Here is a 17,366-nt window from a genome sequence, read left to right as displayed (position 1 = left end):
ATCTCGCTCGCCAGCGCGACCCGCCTCCCGGCAATACCGTCATATGGCGTGGCTGGTCCCGCCTTATGGACATGAAACTTGGAATTGATCTCGCCGGGCGCACTTGTGGGTAATTGAAAGGTTCCGTCGGCGCTTACCAAATGACGAGTTTTCTGCTCCCTTCGCTCCCGCCTGATATTTGCCGCAATTGGCAAGGTGATGGCCGGCAATCGGCGTCCGTTCGCCTGAGTTTCGCCGTCACCGTTTCTAGCGGGATCGATGTGAGGAGATCCGACGACGCTTCAGCGCGACACTCCATCCTCCGTAAGAGATTAAAGCGTCGCCACCACCCGTTGAGCCCACACCCAGCCCCGGTCATAAGCGGACTTATCGCTGATGGGCTCGCCATTTTCCAGATTGAGCGTCTTGAATGGGCGCAATATTGCCGCGCCCCATATTGCCCGGAGCTGGCCGGTTCGGGAAATGTTCGGTTGAAAGTGGGGATATCCCGATAGTTGCCGTTTGCTTTCGTCGGATACCAACCGAATCAAGGCATCTCAAGACCCGCGTGTAAACGGTCGCTGCCTGTCCTACCCCTTCCTTCTCGCTTTAGCGTGCGCCGACCGACGTTGTGAAATGTGAGACGGTCGCGGACGACACCCCTCTCCGAAGCAATGTGCGATGCTCGGGGACAAAGGTGCGAGATCGCTTTGTTATCGATGCGCCGCTTGCTGATAAATGACGAATACGCAGAAACGGATGGGCAGCGTTCCTACGCTGGCCAAGGCGTTCAATTGCTGCCGGTGGGCCTACCATTGGCGATCACGCCGTCTACATACGCGACCAAAGCGTGCGCGCCGTCCTCCATTCTGACTAATTCTTCTTGTATCGCAAACAGTTCCTGCACGTAGCTTTCAGCAATTCGGAAGGGGAGCGTCGCACCACTGTCGGGCAGGTCATCAAGCACCTCGCGGATCACCCTCCGGACCTCTTGCTCTGAAATCAATTCGAGCAATTGTGTCGCTACCTCTCGTAACGCGAGAAGCGCACCTTCCGTTTGTTCACGCGACGGACCACCGCTCCCGTAGGCAGGCAAATCTCTTCCAATCTATTTTTCTAGGCGCCCATCGCGTGTGCAAGCATGCAGCGGCACGGCGACATAACACGCCGTGCCCAAACTGCGAAGTCACCTTCGATTCTCCGCGAAATAAGCCGAGGTCAACTTCGGCGAAGTCTGCTGAACAGGCCCGAGCTCCGTGGCCGTGCGTGCTCAACCTCGTCCGCGATCGATTCAAGCGCGTCACGGTAACCTGCGATCCGATCGGCGCCGAGGCCCGGATCGAGGTGATCAGCCTGTGCTACCAAGGACCGCATGAGCTGATCGTAATCCGAAGTCGGCAGCCGGCTCAATGCGCGGGCTAGGACGTCGTGCAGCGCATAGTGAGCGCCTTCAGCATGTAGCATCGCCTTCTCTATCATTTGATCCGGTCGTCGTTCTTCCACGACGACGCCACGCCTCCGAAAATGGGCAACAATTACGAATGCGGCCTGTTAGCGTGATATTTTCGAACCCGCGACAAAACCAAATTAACCCTGGTTAAGTCTCTGATAGATCTATTCGATGAGCCGATTCTGGCGCCATCGCTATTCGACAAATCTCTCAAAGCCCGCGAATCCTCCGAAATGGCTCCGGTCTGCCCGATGAATTGGTGGGGCACCATGTCAACGAGTTCGTCATTGCCTAGGACCATGACGAGACCAATCACGCCGTGCAGGTCACGGAGGGCGGCAGTGAGGTTCGGATCGTAAACCGGTATCTCCACAAGGACGGGTCGATCCGCTGGATTTCCTGGGTGGGAGCTCCGAGCGGCGGCAGGACCTATGCGACGGGCTGAGACATCACCGCTGACGTTGAGAACCGCGAAGCCCTGCGCCTGAGCGAAGAGTCCCTGGGTCAGTCCCAAAAGGTCGAGGCCATTGGGCAGCTCACGGGCGGAGTCGCACATGGCTTCAACAATCTGCTGACCGTGATCCGGGGATCCGTCGTTCTCCTGCGCAAGCCCGAACTGCCAGAAGCGCGCAAACTCCGGTACATCAAGGCCATCGCCGATACGACCGATCGCGCCACCCGCCTGACCAGTCAGTTGCTTGCCTTCGCGCGCCGATCGGCCCTTCAGCCGCAGATCATCGACGCGCGAAATGGCGTGGAGGTGCTGGCGCCCATGCTGCGGAAACTTTCAGGTTCACGGATCAAGGCTATTCATCGCATATTCCGTCGTCTGACGCAGGCGCATGTTTCTTTCATGAAGGCTGAGTCGGTCAACGGCGATCGGGTTTGCGCCGCCACGGATGGAGGGCGTCGCCAACGGCTCGACGTGAATTGCTCCCATCCCGGCCGGGAGATCAATCGGAATCATCTCGTCGCGGCGGATCCGGGCAGCCTCGAAAAGCAGTTACTGCATTCGCTCGGGAAAAGGGAGCGGCCGGCGAAGGGAAGGCGGCACCGGACTCTTATCCCGAGGAGTAATGCTCATCAAACTCCTCAGTCTGCTTACGCTTGGTTCCGATTGGAAGTGCCGGGTCAACGCCCGGGCGCTCCAGCAGCCTTCCCCCGGACCACATCACAGCAATCGCGACAACAAACACCGTTAAAAGCGCGACGCCAAGAAATATCGGCGTCCGACCTGAGCCGCCCTCATGAAAGGGTAGGTCCTTGCGATCATAGTGCGTGTCGCCGCTCAGGCCGCTTCAGCGCGGGCAGGCTGATCAGCCCACAAATGGCTGCGGTACCGTTCGAAGCACCGCTTTCCGCACAGGAGGCGCATTAGCGCTCCTTCTGCTATTGCCACGGCGCGTCTCGAATCTTCTTCGACCAATGGACGCAACGCCTCGCGGTTCCATGTTTCGCTGTGCTTCACGTCCAGTACCGCATGCAGGTCGAAGTATCGCCGTTCGCGGTTGGATAAACCAATCCGCCGCAGCCCCTTTGCTACGAGTGCTGAACGACCCGGTGCTGTCAGCTCGATTACCCCCAGCGCGCCGACCGAATGCCAGGCATAGCGCCGGGAAGTCGCGAGACCGGTCATAGTATTGGCTAACGCCAGGCTTTCGGGGACTGTGGTAGGGATAGACGGTTCGACATCGAGAGCTTCGGATACGACGGTAAGCATCGGTCCGTGCATACCCTTAGGGTTGCCGCAGCCCATCTCGTCCCAATAATTACGCGCCAGCTCAATCTTTGCCCGATCGGGCAGCTTGACTTGGGTGAGGGCGACAAGGTCGTCGAAGCCAGCTTCGCCGGCTGCCTCTTGCTCGAAGAACCAGCGCAATTCTTCGCGCGTCGCATGGTCTGCCAGCCACGGGAATAGCGGGTCGTTCTGTCCCGGCCCGGTTTCGATCAGACCTTCGAACCAGGACACGAAGGCATCGGGATTGATGGGTATGTCTGCGACGTCAGGCTGAATGGCAGCACGGAGATGTTCTAGAAATTCCCCTTCGACCGCCTGCATTCTGGCGTCTTCGGTGAGGGTTTCCGCCCAATTGTCCGTCGGAAATTCCGGTGCGAGACGCCTGTGGTTCCAAAGCGCGAGCGACTGCTGGAATGCGTCGGAGAAATAAAATTCGCTTGTGTAGCCATTTCGTGCCGGTTGTAATTCTTGCATCGAATAATCCTCGAGCGCCTTGGCCTGGAAAACGTGAGAGGGCGGTAGGGAGTGTTTACTGCAAATCTGCGCGCCTTTAATTGCGCTGCCCGGGGCGGGTCGACGGACCAAATTTTCCGGGAGAGGAATATTCACATCCCTCCCTGATCCAGTTAGTTACGACACCGTATCGCTTAAGGTCTTCAACCAGCAACCCGAGGCAGGATTTGTCTTTGGTTAGATAGATAAAGGCCGCGTCAGGCATTTCCTCGCCGAACATCGCTAAGGCGTCCCACGCGGTACTAAACGACCGAACATCGTAGCCGGCGCGTTTTAACTGCGCAGCTTGGAGGCTACGAGGCTCATCTGCCTGCGCAACGACCATCGCGACCGGTCTCGTTTGCGAGCGTCTCTCCATGCACGTTAAATGCACAAGCGCTGTGAGAAGCTCCCGTCGTTTGGACAAATCGGACTGATCTGGATTAACTGTCTGCCGGAGGGATGAGCCGTCATCCGCGATCATGACCACGTCGATCAGCTGCCGTTAAACCTCGTTTTGGGTATGTGAGTTATCCTGCAGGCGAGATCTGCCTCGCCAGACGCGACCACGTAATGCTCACCTGTATCAACAATCCCTGTCGTGAAGACGATATCGCGCACGTACATGAGGTCCTGGATCGGCTCGGTAAGCTCGGCGCTTGCCTCTAGAACCGGCGCATGTTCGGTCCGCAACACGATGCTGGGATCGTCCTTGTCGAGCAGTGACCAATTTGTCCGGTAAATGCCCACGATCTCCTTTGGCTCGACACCGTGCCAAAGCGTGAGCCAGCCGTCATCGGTGAGAATCGGCGGCGTCCCTCCGCCGATGCGCGCCGTTGCCACGGTCGCGGCATGTGGGCGAATGCCAGGCTTATGCCAAGGCTTCCAAAACAGCGCGTCGGGCGAATGAGCCAGGTTGATGGAAGGCCCCGCACGCCATCCACTACCCGGCGGATAAGCGAAGTAGAGGTCGCCCAATGGCCGCGTCTGCGCCCAATATTGGCCGTCGATCAGCCCTTCGAAGATGAGCATGTCCTTGTTCTGATGATCGAGAACGATCGACTCGAACGTCCAATCTAGGCCGTCGCGCGAGGAATAGAGCGTCGTGGAATGGCGTTCCGGACTGACTGAGCAGGTCGTCATCAGATAGCGTTCACCGACCCGGCTGATCCGCGCATCCTCGATACCATAGCATTGAAAATCATGGGCGGGCGCGATCGCCCTGTCGTAATGGATGGTCACGATCGCAAGGCCGTCCGGGGTCAGCTCGACAGGCAGTAGCCATGACAGCGAAGTCAAGGCCATGATCTTCCAGCCGCCGTCCCGCAGCAGAAATTTGCGCGGATCGGCGGTATCGGCATGCTCAAGCGGCCAGGCGTCCAGAACGTATCGGCCGACGCCGTTGTCGCGACGCTCCCATCGTATGGCATGGACATGTGCGTCCCGGAGGGGATGGCGCAACGCTTCGGCGATACGCACCATCATGAGGAGATTGCCGTTGGCGAGCCGGGTCAGGCCCGGATTGAACGCGCCGAGGACATAGGTTTCGGCGCTGAGATGGCCGGCAAGCGGCGATCGCGCGAGATCGATGTCGGCGGGCGTCAGCACCAGCCGGTCGACTGCGAAGCTCATTCTCTATCCTGCATGCGCGGCGCGATGGTGAGTTGCTGCACGACCGCGCGGCGCGGCTGGGTCAGGAGATAGTGGACCCCGACCGCGATGTCCTCGGCGCGTAGCATCGACTCTTCTTCGATCATCTCACGCTGCTTTTTGGCCGGAATATCGGGATATTGGAAGTCGGCGCCGGTCTTTCCGGGTTCGACCAATGCCACCTTGATGCCTTTGGGGCCGAGCTCCTTGCGCAGCGCTTCCGAGAAGCCTGCAATGCCGGCCTTCATCCCAGCATAGACGGTCGAACCCGGCCCCAGGACATGCGCCGACATCGAGCCGATAAGAACGATGTCGCCTCTGTCCTCGAGCAATCGGGTGCCGGCATGCGTGCTCATCACATAGGCGGTGAAGTCGGTGGCTAGAGCATAGCGCAGATCCGTGTCGGACATCTCCGACAAGCCCTTTGCGGGCACGGCCGCGTTGATCACGACGATATCCGCTGCGGGAAGATAGTCGGCAGCCGCGGCAAAGAAGCGATCGACGCCATCGGGCTCGGCAAGATCGAGAGCGATGCCATCGCCTTCGCCGACTTCGCGAATGCGCTCCAGCGCGTCGTCCAGATGTTCAGGCGTCCGGCCACAGATGAACACCTTCGCGCCCTCGCTCGCGAGGAGAACAGCGATCGCGCGTCCGATCCCGGTCGTGCCGCCCGATATGATGGCCTGACGACCCTTCAGGCTAGGCATGGCAGTTTGCGCGTCTTCGATATCCGTCATGCCGTGTCCTTCGCTTTTGCCCAGCGGATGGTGATCCGGCCGCTGGCGGGGATGGTGAAGCCGATGCGCTCGTCGCTATCGTGCGTCGGGCGGATGCGATCACCTCCGGCAACCTCGACCGTAAAATCAGGGAGGCGCGCGCGGCCGCGCCGCACTAGCGCGAGCCGCGCCTGGCAGCCGTCGCCGCCATCGAGCCTGATCGTCACCGACTGGGCGCTATTGCGCTCGCTCGCCATGAGGAAATGATCGCAATATATTTGGAAGTGCTCGCCCTCGACCGAATGAAAGGCGCGGCTGGCGAACACGAAGGCCGCGCCGGCGCCGTAAATCTCCTGGCCGACCTGCCCGGCCGGCTGGCCGTCATGATAAAGATCTTCGAGCGGGAAAGAGAGCGCGGCATCGATATGCCCGTTGCGGATCTCGGTCGCGAGGCAATCAGCCGGAAGCGCGTCGGGATAGTAAAACCAAGCGCGATGGAGGGCGTAGCGACAATATTCGCTGATGAGCATACGCGCGGCCGGATCGAGGTCGGGACCGCTATCCTTCAGATAGCGCTCGAACGCAGCGAAGCTATCGAAGCATTCGTAGATCGCCATGTAAGGGCCATCGTGGAGGCAGGTTACGCCGAGGAAATTGCTGTAGTGGCGCGCAGCCTTGATCTGCGATTCCCAGATAGCCGAATTATGGAAGAAGCTCGCCAGATAGACGTAGCTGTGGCGCAGATAATAGTCTTCTGCCGTGATGCGCCAGAGCCGCATGCAGGCAGCGGCGCCCCAAGCGGTGAGGTTCGCCTGATAGTTGAGCTCGAAGCGCATGTCCTTCGCAGCATCGATCGCAGCGCGTGCCTCGTCGAGATATTGCCCCTTCTTAGTGAGCTCATAGGCTTGGAGCATGACATAGGCGTATAGGCCGCCGACGTCGGTCTGACCAAGACCATCGTCGTTTCGCGCCTCGAGGATCACCGCAAAATCGTCGACCTTGAACTGGATCGGCCAGGCATAGTCGAAATGATGTGCCGCTTTGATCGCATAGTCCAGCGCACCGAGGAAAAGGCGCTTGGCGCGGGCTTCGCCGTCGAGGGCGAGCCGCCCAAGATTGAGCATGGGGTGGTAGAGATACCAGCTGTCAACCGCGTCCTTGTCCTTATCCTTGCCGACGTTCGGGAGGTAGCGGCGCAGGGTCTTGAGCTTGGCGTCGCGGAACTTGCCGAGGCCCGCCATAAACTCCGCTTCGAGCGCTACGGGCTCTCTCCGCCAGACAGCGAAGTCGTGCAGCGCACCGATGAGCGACATCTGCACCATGATGTCGGGATATTCGGCATCCGTATAAGGGTGCGCATAGCGGTGGCCATAGTGGCGGATCGTCGCCTCATCTGCCTGATCGAGATCGCGCAGGGTCAGATCGGCGCGCGAGACCCAATCGCGAAAGTCGGTGTCGGGGAGGTCGAGCTTGCGATAGGCCGCACCCAGCATCTGGATAAAGCGGCGGCCCATGTCCTGGCCGTCGGACGCGACATCGTCATGAAAGACGATTAAAGCATCCGAGATCGTCGTCGCCTTGCCTTCGGGCAGCGGGTTGACCGGCGGGGTGCCGCTCTGCGGCGGCGATGGCCGCAGATATCCGAGCTCCGGCCACTCGCCGCCGACGGCGCCGTCGGGCGTCGTGTCGGTCGCCGCGAAATAGTCCGCGAGAGCGGTAAAATTCTGGACATAGAGGACGCTGCCAAAGGCAGGTTCGTCCAAGTGGAAATAGATGAGGCCGGTGTTGAGGCCGCGCTGCGCCGCTTCCACCCGGCCGACCGCGCCGATGGGATCGTCATTCTCGCCCAAAGGATAGAGATCGCGTGGAAGGAAGGGGATGAGGAGCGGCGCGGCGGGGGTTAGCGTCGTCGTGAGGCGCAAAACCGGAAGTTCGGCATCCGCCACGCTGAACCGGACGGTCTGTGCGCCCATAGGGCCTTCCAGATCGATGCGACAGGTTTCGCCCGGGTCGGCGCGGACCTTACGCGGCTTCGCCGCGCCGCCGGGGAGATGCGCCGCGCGGATCGCGAGGCTGCCCTTGCCGGGTCGGCGAACGATCGCCCAGAGCGCGTCGCGGCCTTCGAGGATATCGACCTCTCGGACCGCCAAGGCGAATGTAGCAACAGGACGCATCGCGCCCTGCATCAATTCGTGCCGGAGCGCCAGAACCTGCGCGCTGACGCCGTCTGGCCTCTTCGTCGGAGCCGCAGACCTATCCATCGAGCGCATGGATCGGCGGGGAAGCTGTCTCGAGCAAGGTCGTGATCGCCGCGTTACCCTGTATGCGAGAGAGAGACTTGGCGCTGTTTCCGGCAGCATCGGTGCAGTCTATATCTGCGCCAGCAGCGATCAGAGCTTTGACGATCTCCGCATGGCTGAACATCGCCGCCATCATCAAGGCGGTCTGGTCTGCGCGGTTGCGCCGATTTACTTGCGCGCCAGAGGCAAGAAGATGATGCGCGATGGCGCCATAGCCCTTGAACGCCACGCCCATCAGCGCTGTATTACCCCGGCCAATGTCGGGCGCGTCGACCTGCGCACCCGCCTCCAGCAGCGCTTCCGTGGTCTCGAGCGAGCCATGATAGCTAGCCAGGATAAGCGCGGTATAGCCTTTGGGATCATGTGCTTCGAGGTCAATCCCGGCGCTGACCAGTGCCGGGATCATGTCCGCGCGGCCGAGCCGCGCTGCGTCGAACAGCAGCTCTTGCAGCCGCTCGAGCGACGGAATCGGACGCAGGGCTCCCGTCACTGGCTCGTCATGCTCAGGCATCGGGCTGGGCATCGAGATCGACAGCCAGCTCGCGCGGCCAATGGCGCACCTGGACACATGCAGCGAGGAAGGCGTCGACGTCCTTGGCCGAGCCGAGCCGCAGGCAACCCTCGTCCAGATCTTCGGTCAGGCCCGCCTTGTCGAACAGCGGCGCCGATGCAGCGCCGATGCCGATGAACTTGCAGTGCGCAAAGGCATCGGAGACGAAGTCCTTGGCCGGCTTGTCAATCGCCAGCAGCGCCGCGCCATCGGCCGAAGGGAGCACCGCCACCGCGTCGAAAAGGACTGACGGACCGCCGTCGATCTTGTGCTTGGCGGCGAGGGCCGTGCCGTCCGACAGCGTTACGCCGCCGACCTTTGGCGCCACCACCTCGAAGACTGCACTCTGCGCGTCGAGCGCCTTGGTAAGCGCCGCGAACAGCGCCGCGTCGCTGCCATCGGTAAGGAGAATGCCGAACTTTCGGCCTTCGAGGCTGGGGGGACCGTTCTTGATGATGCTGAGCGCGTCGGAGGGCGGTAGGTCCTGAATCGTCGGCCGGGCGGCCACGGCGGGTTCGGGTAGGTCGAGCGCCAGGCCGTCCGCCACGGTCCGGGCGAGGACGGGATCGATGTTGATGAGGTGAGAGACGAGCCTGGCGCGGATATCGACGTGCTCGACCTTGGAGAGCTCAAACACCAGCGCATCGCCGATATGCTTTTGCTCGATCGGCGTCTGGCTGACGAAGAACTGCCGCGCTTGGCTGTAGTGATCGGCGAAGCTTTCCGGGCGGATACGAAGCTTCGGACCTTCGGCCACTTCCGCGAAGCTGCGGAACCCCCGTACCGGATCCTCGCGCGGACCGCCAATTTCCGTGCCCCAGCTATTGGGCTCGTAATTCGCGCGACCGACTGGGTTGTGTATCGCCATATGCCCGTCCTGCTGGAAGTTCGCGACCGGACACTTGGCCGCGTTGATCGGGATATGAGTGAAATTGGGTGATCCGAGGCGCTTCAGCTGCGTGTCAAGATAGGAGAAGTTGCGACCCTGCAGCAGCGGGTCATTCGAGAAGTCGATCCCCGGCGGCACATTCTGCGTGCAAAAGGCGACCTGCTCGGTCTCGGCGAAGAAATTATCGACCACCCGGTCGAGGACGAGACGGCCAACAACGCGGACGGGCAGAATTTCCTCGGGAATGATCTTGGTCGCATCGAGTACATCGAAGTCGAAACTGTTGGCGAACTCGTCGTCGAAGAGCTGCACGCCGAGTTCCCACTCCGGGAAATCGCCAGCGTTGATTGCATCCCAGAGATCGCGCCGATGGAAGTCGGGATCAGCACCGTTGATCTTGACCGCTTCATTCCAGACGACCGACTGAAGGCCCAGCTTAGGCTTCCAATGGAATTTGACGAAGGTCGAGCGGCCCTCGGCGTCGAGCAGGCGGAAGGTGTGGACGCCGAAGCCTTCCATCGTGCGGAACGAGCGCGGGATGGTCCGGTCGGACATGATCCACATGATCATGTGCATCGACTCCGGGGTCAGGCTGATAAAATCCCAGAAATTGTCATGCGCGGTCTGCGCCTGAGGGAAGGCGCGGTCGGGCTCTGGCTTTGCCGCGTGGACGAGATCGGGGAACTTTATCGCATCCTGGATGAAGAACACCGGAATGTTGTTTCCGACGATGTCCCAGTTGCCCTCCTGGGTGTAAAGCTTGACGGCGAAGCCGCGCACGTCGCGCGCTAGGTCCGCCGAGCCCTTGGAGCCGGCGACCGTCGAGAAGCGCACGAAGGCGGGGGTTCGCTCGCCGACGCGCTGGAAGATGTCGGCGCGGGTGATGTCGGCGAGGCTGTCGGTCAGCTCGAAGAACCCATGCGCCCCATAGCCGCGGGCGTGGACGACGCGCTCCGGAATGCGCTCATGATCGAAATGGAAGATCTTCTCACGAAGATGGAAATCCTCGAGGAGCGTCGGTCCGCGTGCGCCCTGCTTCAGGCTGTTCTGATCGTCAGCCACGGGTGCACCTTGGGCCGTGGTGAGGGTCGGCGCGCTGCTCTCGCTGGCCTGATGCGTTTCGCCGCCTTCGCCCTGCGGTTCGGCAAAGCTTCTTGCGGTCTTGGTTGCGGGCGGCAGTTCGGGCGCCCTATTGATGGTCTCGCCCTTGGCTATGGGTTCGCTCGGGGTCTTCGCCATGGTCACAGGATCCTTGTCGTTCGCGGGTCGGGTCGGTTTTCGTCGGCTCAATCTGGTCAGGCGAGCCGCGGGGAGTGCCGGCTCAACGCGCGCCGGGTTCGTGGGAAAGTCCGCCGGGTGCACGGACGTCCTTAGAACTTCGTATCGACAACGCTCGCCAATCGAATCCGCAATCGATGGAAGGCGCAGGAGTTGCCTCGTGCACCTCAATACTAATCTAAGTCAGGTCGATTGTTGGCGACCCTCAGCACGCGACCGCCGCAAAGCTATCAAATCTGCAAAAATCGTCCTGATAGAGATTAGTTTTTGGCTGAGCGAAGTTCCGAACCGGTGGCTGAACCGTTGTTCCAACGACATCGATCCACATGAGGTCGAGCGACGAGGAGCATCCCATGCCCGAAACCAAGACCACAACCGAAGCCAAGCCGAAGACTGGCTCCAAGACAGCCCGCAAGACCCAGAGGGCCGCCGCGAAGCCTGCCGATGCAATCAAGCTGCTGAAGGCCGATCACCGCGAGGTGGAGGGCTATTTCAAGGACTATGAAAAGCTGGATGACACGGCCGAGAAGAAGGCACTCGCCGAGCGTATCTGCCTGGCGCTGACGGTCCACACCCAGATCGAGGAAGAGATTTTCTACCCAGCGGCCCGCGAGGGCATCGATGATGACGATCTCCTCGATGAAGCCGAAGTCGAGCATGCCAGCGCCAAGCAGTTGATCGCGGAAATCCGCGCGATGGAACCAGGCGAGTCGCTCTATGATGCCAAGGTCACCGTCCTTGGCGAATATGTTTCGCACCATGTCGAGGAAGAGGAGAGCGAAATGTTCCCGGAAGCCCGGGACAGCGACCTCGATCTCAAGGCCCTCGGCGTCCAGCTTGCCGAACGCAAAGCCGAGCTGATGGCGGAGGCCGGGCAGTAGTCGGGAAGACCGCGCTTCGCCGGGAACCCCTTGGGCGCCCCCGTCTTTTGGGGGCGTCACAAGCGGCGCGCTCAGCGCCGATCGGAGGAACGAGCGAGGCAAACATGGTTACAGAACGCTTTTTGAGAGAACGGCGCGGCGTCGTTTTGGAACCTGCCGAGCGTGCTATGCTCGAGGATGCCATTGCCGAAGTCAGAAAAGTGGGCCCGCGGGAGATCATCGTTCGAGCCGGTGAGCGGCTCGAGCAGAGCACTCTGCTCATCGAAGGGTTCATGTCACGCTATATCGACGACCGTCGCGGATTGCGGCAGCTCGTGGCGGTCCATGTGCCTGGCGACTTTGTCGATCTTCATTCCTATCCGCTCAAAACCCTTGATCACGATGTCGCGACGATGACGGCCGCTACCGTGGCGATCGTACCCCATACCGCGCTCGACCGGATCAAGACGAACATGCCCGCGCTCGTCGACAAGCTCTGGTTCGCTACCCTCATCGACGCTGCCATTCATCGGGCCTGGCTCTTTCGTCTGGGACGTCTGGATGCACTGGGCCGGGTTGCCCATTTCCTTTCAGAAACGAACGCGCGGCTCATATCAGCAGGGTTGAGCGATGGCAGGCGCTTCGCGCTGGGGCTTACGCAGAATGACCTTGCAGAGATTTGTGGCCTCACCAGCGTCCATGTGAACCGCATCATGCGGCAGCTACGCGAGGAGCAGCTCTGCACGTTCCGATCCTCGCTCGTCGAAATCCCCGATCCCGAAAAGCTGGCCCGTCGCGGTGAGTTCGACCCTGCCTATCTCTACATCGCGCCCGCGTTCGCGCCGGGCGAAGCACGAAAGGCGCAAAAATGAGCATTTCAGATACTGTTCCCCAACCCGAGACTGAGCCCGGCGTCGCAACTGCGGAGGCCGGGGTTGTCATCCTCGAAGGCCCCGACGGCGTGGCGGTTACGATGACTGCCGATGCTGCGACCGGTACTGCCCATAGCCTCATATCGGCTGCCGAGGCCGCACGCGGCCAAAGCCGGCAAGGCGACGCTAGGGCTTAATTGGCCCGCCCTCGGGCGGCCGGCGGTCTCGACGGTGAATGGAGAAAGAGAGGCCCGATATGCAGTTCTTGAAGAATAACGGGCTGACCCTGGTCCTATTACTCCTGTTCGCAGGCTCGATCTTTGGCCAATGGCTTGCGGGCGGGCACGTCGCGATGGATGATGCACGGAGACACAGCCAGCCGATCCTCAGCCTTCTGGCCTATACGATTAGCCCGGAATTTCTCTCGAGCGTGTTCGAGAATTGGGAGAGCGAATTTTTGCAGATGGCGACCTATGTCGTCCTCACTGCCTGCTTCATCCAGCGCGGTTCCGCCGAGTCAAAAGATCCGGACGAACCGAGGCGAGATGCAGACCTTGTTACGCAAGCGGGCAAGCCCGGCGCGCCTGCGATCCTGCGCTGGGGACCACTCTGGCGAGCACTCTATGCGCGGTCCCTGGGAATTGCTCTGGCGGGGCTGTTCCTGATGTCATTCGTCATGCACTGGACTCAAAGCGCTCGGGTCGCCGCCCAGGATGCCATTGAACATGGTGAAGTCGCACCAACGGTCTGGGCCTATCTCGGCGATGCACAGCTTTGGTTCGAATCCTTCCAGAACTGGCAAAGCGAGTTCCTCTCGACTGCAGTTCTGGTGGTGCTGTCTATCTTCCTGCGCCAGCGGGAATCGCCGGAATCCAAAGCGGTGGCAGCGCCGCACAGCCAAACCGGCGAATAGGCGCGTGTCTCGCCCAATCTCCGCTTCCGTTTGGCGCCCAGCACATTGGACCGCATTTTGGTCGTTCAAGAAAAAAGGAATTCATTCTGGAAACGCTTGCCGGCTGGGTTGCCCCTGTCGCCACAATGATCGCTGCGATGATGACCGCTGCCAATCTTGGGGCGCGTGTCACCGGGTGGGGGTTCGTGATCTTCACGGCTGGATCTCTTGCCTGGTCACTCCTCGGTTTCGCAACCGGGCAGACCAACCTCCTCGCCACCAACGTTTTCCTGACCTTCGTCAACATTGTCGGCATCTGGCGGTGGCTTGGCCGGCAACGCGCCTATGAGGACGGCGGTAAGTCGGCCGAGGCGGCAAGTCGCCGATCACGTCACCCCGATCTTTTCACCGCCACGGGCATCAGCGGGATGCCGGTCGTAACCGCAGATGGCCGGGCCGTGGGCAAGGCGGTCGAGGCGCTAGTGGCGTGCGAGACGGGGCACGTCAGTTATGTGGTGGTGGCCTCGGACGGCGTCGGTGGCATCGCAGAGACTCTCCGAGCGGTCGCGCGCGCAGATATCCGCTTCGCCTGCGAGAAACTCGAACTGGTCTGTGCCCTCGATCGCTTCGAGGCGCTCCCATCTTTGAAGGAAGGCGATTGGCCCGCAGCGCCCGTCGCCGTTGAGCGGAAACTGATACGATGACGCAGGCACGCAGTCTAAGCGAAACGCCCTTTACACTGCCGGGGGCGCCAGGCCTGGGCGACGTCGCTTCATGACGATCTTAGCTTCAGACGCGAGGGACGAGGACCCACCGCTCGACTGCTTGATCATCGGCGGGGGGCCTGCCAGGCTGACGGCGGCCATCTATCTCGCACGGTTTCGACTTTCGATCCGGATCGTGGATGCAGGCCGAAGCCGAGCGTCGCTCATACCCCTGACCCACAATCATGCCGGATTTCCCGGTGGCATCACGGGGCCCGATCTGCTTGCGCGGATGCGCGCGCAAGCTGGAGAGTTCGGGGTCAACGTCGTGTCGGGGGCCATCGAGTCTCTTGCACGGGCGAAAGCAGGGTTCATGGCGAAGAGCGGTTCGCGGAGATGGCGTGCGCGTTCGGTCTTGCTGGCGACGGGCGTCGTCAACAACCGTCCGCCAATGGCGCTGGACATTCATGACATCGCCCTGCGGCGGGGACTGTTGCGCTATTGCCCTATCTGCGACGGCTATGAGGTAACGGACAAGCGCATCGCTGTCATAGGCACACAGACCCACGGCCATAACGAAGCCCTGTTTTTGCGAATGTATTCGCGCGACGTCACGCTCGTCGCTCCGGCGGGTGATCATGCGCTCAGCGACATCGAACGGCAAAGACTGGTCGATGCCCGAGTGGTGCTCAAGGACGGACCTTGCGAACCTCTGGTCATCGAGGGCGACCAGATTATTGTGCCTGTCCCTGGCGGAAAGGCGCGGTTCGATACCGTTTATCCCGCGCTCGGGTCCGCGATCCGATCCGAGCTTGCGACCACCCTTGGGGCGAAGGCCACGGACGAGGGATGCCTTGTCGTCGACCGGCATCAACGCACCACGATCGCCGGCCTCTACGCAGCGGGCGACGTCACCAAAGGGCTCGATCAGATCAGCCATGCGATGGGGGAGGCTGGCGTCGCAGCGACTACGATCCGCAACGATCTGGCAACGATTGCGCCGCTCCTGCGGTGATGCGGCGCGCAGGATCGGGCTTTTGGGGTGCGAGGGTTCGGCTCGCTTACGGGCGTCAGACCACGGGCATGTCCTGCGCGTTGCTGTCTGGACAGCATCAACTGCGGTAAGAGACGTGCGGCCGCGAGCTGAAGACCGTTCGACGAGGGTTCATCATCTCCCCTTGGCCCATGGCAGGAGCACGCTTCGGATCGACGGGACGACGCCACGCTGCGCTTTTAATTTGCCGGCCTTGTAAGCAACCAGCACAGCAGGACTTTGGATGATAGGCTCCGCAGATCAATCGGCTCGTTGTCCCCCGTGCGAGGTGCGGTCCCACTCGGCAAGCGTGAGGTCGGTTGTAGACCGGACCTCGGCCTTGGTAGCGCGTTCCATTATGCTGAGCGCAGCATCATGCTTTTCTTGAGTGTCAGCGGCGATGGCGTCGCACGGCACCCACAGAGCATAGTCACGCATGGCCGCATCGGCGGCAGTGAAGAGCACGCACATGTCGGCGGCAATGCCGGTCAGCATCAATCGCCTTACGCCTAACTTTGGCAGAAGCACGCCGAGATTTGTCGAGTAGAAGCCCGAGTATTGCGGCTTGATAATGAAATAATCTTCACCACGCGGCTTCAAAAGTCTGGCGGTCGGGCTGTTTGCGTCGATGGCCTGCTGAACGAGCTTTGAGGCTTCCGAATGCCACTCCCCGAAATTGTCATTGACGTAGATGACGGGACACTGCGCCGCGTCGGCCTGATCGCGCAAGAAGCGAATGGCGTTTGCCGCCTGCTGGGCGCGGGGTGCGAGCAAATCGGCGCCCTCGAAATCGAAGCAGTTGATCATATCAAGAATGACCAAGGCAATTCTGTCATCGCCGCTGTCGTGGAAGGGCGCGGTGGGGCGAACTGTCGAGCTGGCCGTCATAGGATGCTCATTCTCATAATACTCGAACGTTGTCCGGCCCTTTTCGATGAAAATGTGACTTTGCGGGAATTCCCACGGTCAGGTCATGCGCCCGAATAGCGGCGATACTCCTCGTCATAGTGCAGACTATGCGATCCTGTTCGGCGGCATCCGGCGCTTCCGCGAGCTGCGCAAACCAGGTGCCTTCCTCGGAGTAGATATGGAGGGCAACCGCGCCGCGGATATGCTCGAGCTTGTCGAGATAGTCCTGGCTCATCGGATCGGTCCGCTGGAGGGGACCAAGCTCCATCTTCGCCGCCGACTGCTCCTGATAGGCAAGTGCGGCATGGGCGACCTGATGATCGTTTGCGCGCGGGATAGACCGCTGCTTCCTCCGCGAGCGCGTGACCGGTCAGAAGAAGGCTTCGCGCCTTTTCTTCAGCGCGGCGGCTCTGCGCGTCGGGGGCAGCGCGCACCGCGTCGAACTGCGCCTCAATGCCGCGATGGTGATCGAGGATTTTCCTAAGCCAGCCGCCGGGCGTGGCAATGCTCTCGGCATTGCGGCGTGCTTTCTGGCGCGCCTCTTCGCTTTCCGGAGGTGTGATCGCAGCGATCGCCTTGTCCAAAAACGTCATGTCGGTTCCTTTCCAAAAATTAGTCGCGCAAGCCATCGGCTTGGCTCAGGTAGCCAGGTACGCCGTGTGCTAGCCAAGGTCGTGGTCTGGGTTGGGATCCGCTTTGCTGAGCGCATAAGTCGAAGCGGCCCTGGGTCGTGCAGTTGCTGGCGCGCAAGAAGGTCAAGGTTGCCGCCGTGGCGCTCGCCAACAAGAATGCCCGCATGATCTGGGCGATGATGAGCAACGACGAACGGTACCTCGAGCCGCAATTGCGCTCAGCGCTTACGAGGTTGGGAAGGGCGGACAGGAGCGAATGCACAAGTCGGTTGAAACCGCCGGATCGGGAAAACTCATGTTTAGAGCGGTTTTCGACCGTTCTGAATCGGCATGGGATTCCCTTCGGGCGCGATTTCTGATTCAGAATCCATGCTGGTGAAGGAGGCCGGCATGGATGGCTCTTTCAATGGATTTGCGCACTC

At 61.0% G+C, this 17,366-nt stretch carries 16 protein-coding genes; 6 read left to right on the top strand and 10 right to left on the bottom strand.

The genetic code is table 11. From position 1 onward, the window contains the following. Nucleotides 1-209: hypothetical protein (locus tag A8V01_RS29035; protein ID WP_211295120.1), on the bottom strand; the 209-nt coding region annotated here is incomplete at its 3' end. A gap of 560 nt (nt 210-769) precedes the next feature. Next, nucleotides 770-994 carry a hypothetical protein gene (locus A8V01_RS22640; RefSeq protein WP_146037352.1) on the bottom strand — a complete coding sequence of 75 codons (225 nt, stop codon included), beginning with the start codon at nt 992-994 and terminating at the stop codon, nt 770-772. Between the two features lie 883 nt (nt 995-1,877). On the opposite strand from A8V01_RS22640, the gene A8V01_RS22625 reads away from it, so the two are divergent. Next, nucleotides 1,878-2,807, top strand: coding sequence for a histidine kinase dimerization/phospho-acceptor domain-containing protein (locus tag A8V01_RS22625; RefSeq protein ID WP_103098530.1), 930 nt, complete (start codon nt 1,878-1,880; stop codon nt 2,805-2,807). Here A8V01_RS22625 and A8V01_RS22620 read toward each other — a convergent pair. From A8V01_RS22620 to katE, 6 genes are all read right to left on the bottom strand, one after another. After that, nucleotides 2,718-3,641, bottom strand: a complete 924-nt coding sequence (locus A8V01_RS22620) for an iron-containing redox enzyme family protein (protein WP_103098529.1) — start codon at nt 3,639-3,641, stop codon at nt 2,718-2,720. The two genes, A8V01_RS22625 and A8V01_RS22620, sit on opposite strands and share 90 nt — an antisense overlap. Nucleotides 3,642-4,154: 513 nt before the next feature. After that, nucleotides 4,155-5,291 carry a glycoside hydrolase family 130 protein gene (locus tag A8V01_RS22610; protein WP_103098527.1) on the bottom strand — a complete coding sequence of 379 codons (1,137 nt, stop codon included), beginning with the start codon at nt 5,289-5,291 and terminating at the stop codon, nt 4,155-4,157. Beyond that, nucleotides 5,288-6,046, bottom strand: a complete 759-nt coding sequence (locus tag A8V01_RS22605) for an SDR family oxidoreductase (protein WP_103098526.1) — start codon at nt 6,044-6,046, stop codon at nt 5,288-5,290. Before A8V01_RS22605 ends, A8V01_RS22610 begins: the two co-directional genes overlap by 4 nt. After that, nucleotides 6,043-8,199 carry a hypothetical protein gene (locus A8V01_RS22600; protein WP_245892780.1) on the bottom strand — a complete coding sequence of 719 codons (2,157 nt, stop codon included), beginning with the start codon at nt 8,197-8,199 and terminating at the stop codon, nt 6,043-6,045. Before A8V01_RS22600 ends, A8V01_RS22605 begins: the two co-directional genes overlap by 4 nt. A 79-nt stretch (nt 8,200-8,278) precedes the next feature. Then, nucleotides 8,279-8,836 carry an ankyrin repeat domain-containing protein gene (locus tag A8V01_RS22595; protein WP_211295118.1) on the bottom strand — a complete coding sequence of 186 codons (558 nt, stop codon included), beginning with the start codon at nt 8,834-8,836 and terminating at the stop codon, nt 8,279-8,281. Beyond that, nucleotides 8,829-11,003: a catalase gene (katE, locus tag A8V01_RS22590; protein ID WP_103098525.1), complete on the bottom strand. Its 2,175-nt coding sequence runs from the start codon at nt 11,001-11,003 to the stop codon at nt 8,829-8,831. Before katE ends, A8V01_RS22595 begins: the two co-directional genes overlap by 8 nt. Nucleotides 11,004-11,395: 392 nt before the next feature. Between katE and A8V01_RS22585 the strand changes: the two genes are divergently transcribed. The 5 genes from A8V01_RS22585 (at nt 11,396) to A8V01_RS22560 (ending at nt 15,385) form a co-directional block, all read left to right on the top strand. After that, on the top strand, nt 11,396-11,923 hold the full coding sequence (locus A8V01_RS22585; protein ID WP_103098524.1) for a hemerythrin domain-containing protein: 528 nt from the start codon (nt 11,396-11,398) through the stop codon (nt 11,921-11,923). Between the two features lie 104 nt (nt 11,924-12,027). Continuing rightward, a complete protein-coding gene (locus A8V01_RS22580) occupies nt 12,028-12,774 on the top strand; it encodes a Crp/Fnr family transcriptional regulator (RefSeq protein WP_103098523.1) in 747 nt (248 codons plus the stop codon). Nucleotides 12,775-13,030: 256 nt separating this feature from the next. Continuing rightward, nucleotides 13,031-13,687, top strand: coding sequence for a DUF6766 family protein (locus tag A8V01_RS22570; RefSeq protein WP_103098535.1), 657 nt, complete (start codon nt 13,031-13,033; stop codon nt 13,685-13,687). A 125-nt stretch (nt 13,688-13,812) separates the two neighbouring features. Further along, entirely contained in the window at nt 13,813-14,370 is a 558-nt protein-coding gene (locus A8V01_RS22565) for a PRC-barrel domain-containing protein (RefSeq protein ID WP_146037351.1), read from the top strand. A 70-nt stretch (nt 14,371-14,440) separates the two neighbouring features. Further along, complete coding sequence (locus tag A8V01_RS22560; RefSeq protein WP_103098521.1) at nt 14,441-15,385, top strand: NAD(P)/FAD-dependent oxidoreductase; 945 nt, start codon at nt 14,441-14,443, stop codon at nt 15,383-15,385. Between the two features lie 279 nt (nt 15,386-15,664). Here the strand turns inward: A8V01_RS22560 and A8V01_RS22555 are convergent, their stop codons facing one another. Further along, nucleotides 15,665-16,291 carry a cysteine hydrolase family protein gene (locus tag A8V01_RS22555; protein WP_103098520.1) on the bottom strand — a complete coding sequence of 209 codons (627 nt, stop codon included), beginning with the start codon at nt 16,289-16,291 and terminating at the stop codon, nt 15,665-15,667. A gap of 13 nt (nt 16,292-16,304) precedes the next feature. Next, nucleotides 16,305-16,547, bottom strand: coding sequence for a hypothetical protein (locus tag A8V01_RS29415; protein WP_245892779.1), 243 nt, complete (start codon nt 16,545-16,547; stop codon nt 16,305-16,307). Nucleotides 16,548-17,366 lie beyond the last annotated feature (819 nt).

Origin of the sequence: Novosphingobium guangzhouense (assembly GCF_002896965.1) — a bacterium.
Taxonomy (GTDB): domain Bacteria; phylum Pseudomonadota; class Alphaproteobacteria; order Sphingomonadales; family Sphingomonadaceae; genus Novosphingobium; species Novosphingobium guangzhouense.
Note: the sequence above shows the minus strand (reverse complement) of the source record. Positions and strands in the feature narration are given on the sequence as shown.

Coding starts and splice junctions, on each gene's coding strand:
- A8V01_RS22570 (WP_103098535.1), top strand. CDS start 13,031: ATGCAGTTCTTGAAGAATAACGGGCTGACCCTGGTCCTATTACTCCTG.
- A8V01_RS22565 (WP_146037351.1), top strand. CDS start 13,813: ATGATCGCTGCGATGATGACCGCTGCCAATCTTGGGGCGCGTGTCACC.
- A8V01_RS22585 (WP_103098524.1), top strand. CDS start 11,396: ATGCCCGAAACCAAGACCACAACCGAAGCCAAGCCGAAGACTGGCTCC.
- A8V01_RS22580 (WP_103098523.1), top strand. CDS start 12,028: ATGGTTACAGAACGCTTTTTGAGAGAACGGCGCGGCGTCGTTTTGGAA.
- A8V01_RS22595 (WP_211295118.1), bottom strand. CDS start 8,836: ATGCCTGAGCATGACGAGCCAGTGACGGGAGCCCTGCGTCCGATTCCG.
- A8V01_RS22620 (WP_103098529.1), bottom strand. CDS start 3,641: ATGCAAGAATTACAACCGGCACGAAATGGCTACACAAGCGAATTTTAT.
- A8V01_RS22605 (WP_103098526.1), bottom strand. CDS start 6,046: ATGACGGATATCGAAGACGCGCAAACTGCCATGCCTAGCCTGAAGGGT.
- katE (WP_103098525.1), bottom strand. CDS start 11,003: ATGGCGAAGACCCCGAGCGAACCCATAGCCAAGGGCGAGACCATCAAT.
- A8V01_RS22600 (WP_245892780.1), bottom strand. CDS start 8,199: ATGCGTCCTGTTGCTACATTCGCCTTGGCGGTCCGAGAGGTCGATATC.
- A8V01_RS22555 (WP_103098520.1), bottom strand. CDS start 16,291: ATGACGGCCAGCTCGACAGTTCGCCCCACCGCGCCCTTCCACGACAGC.
- A8V01_RS22560 (WP_103098521.1), top strand. CDS start 14,441: ATGACGATCTTAGCTTCAGACGCGAGGGACGAGGACCCACCGCTCGAC.
- A8V01_RS22610 (WP_103098527.1), bottom strand. CDS start 5,291: ATGAGCTTCGCAGTCGACCGGCTGGTGCTGACGCCCGCCGACATCGAT.
- A8V01_RS29415 (WP_245892779.1), bottom strand. CDS start 16,547: ATGAGCCAGGACTATCTCGACAAGCTCGAGCATATCCGCGGCGCGGTT.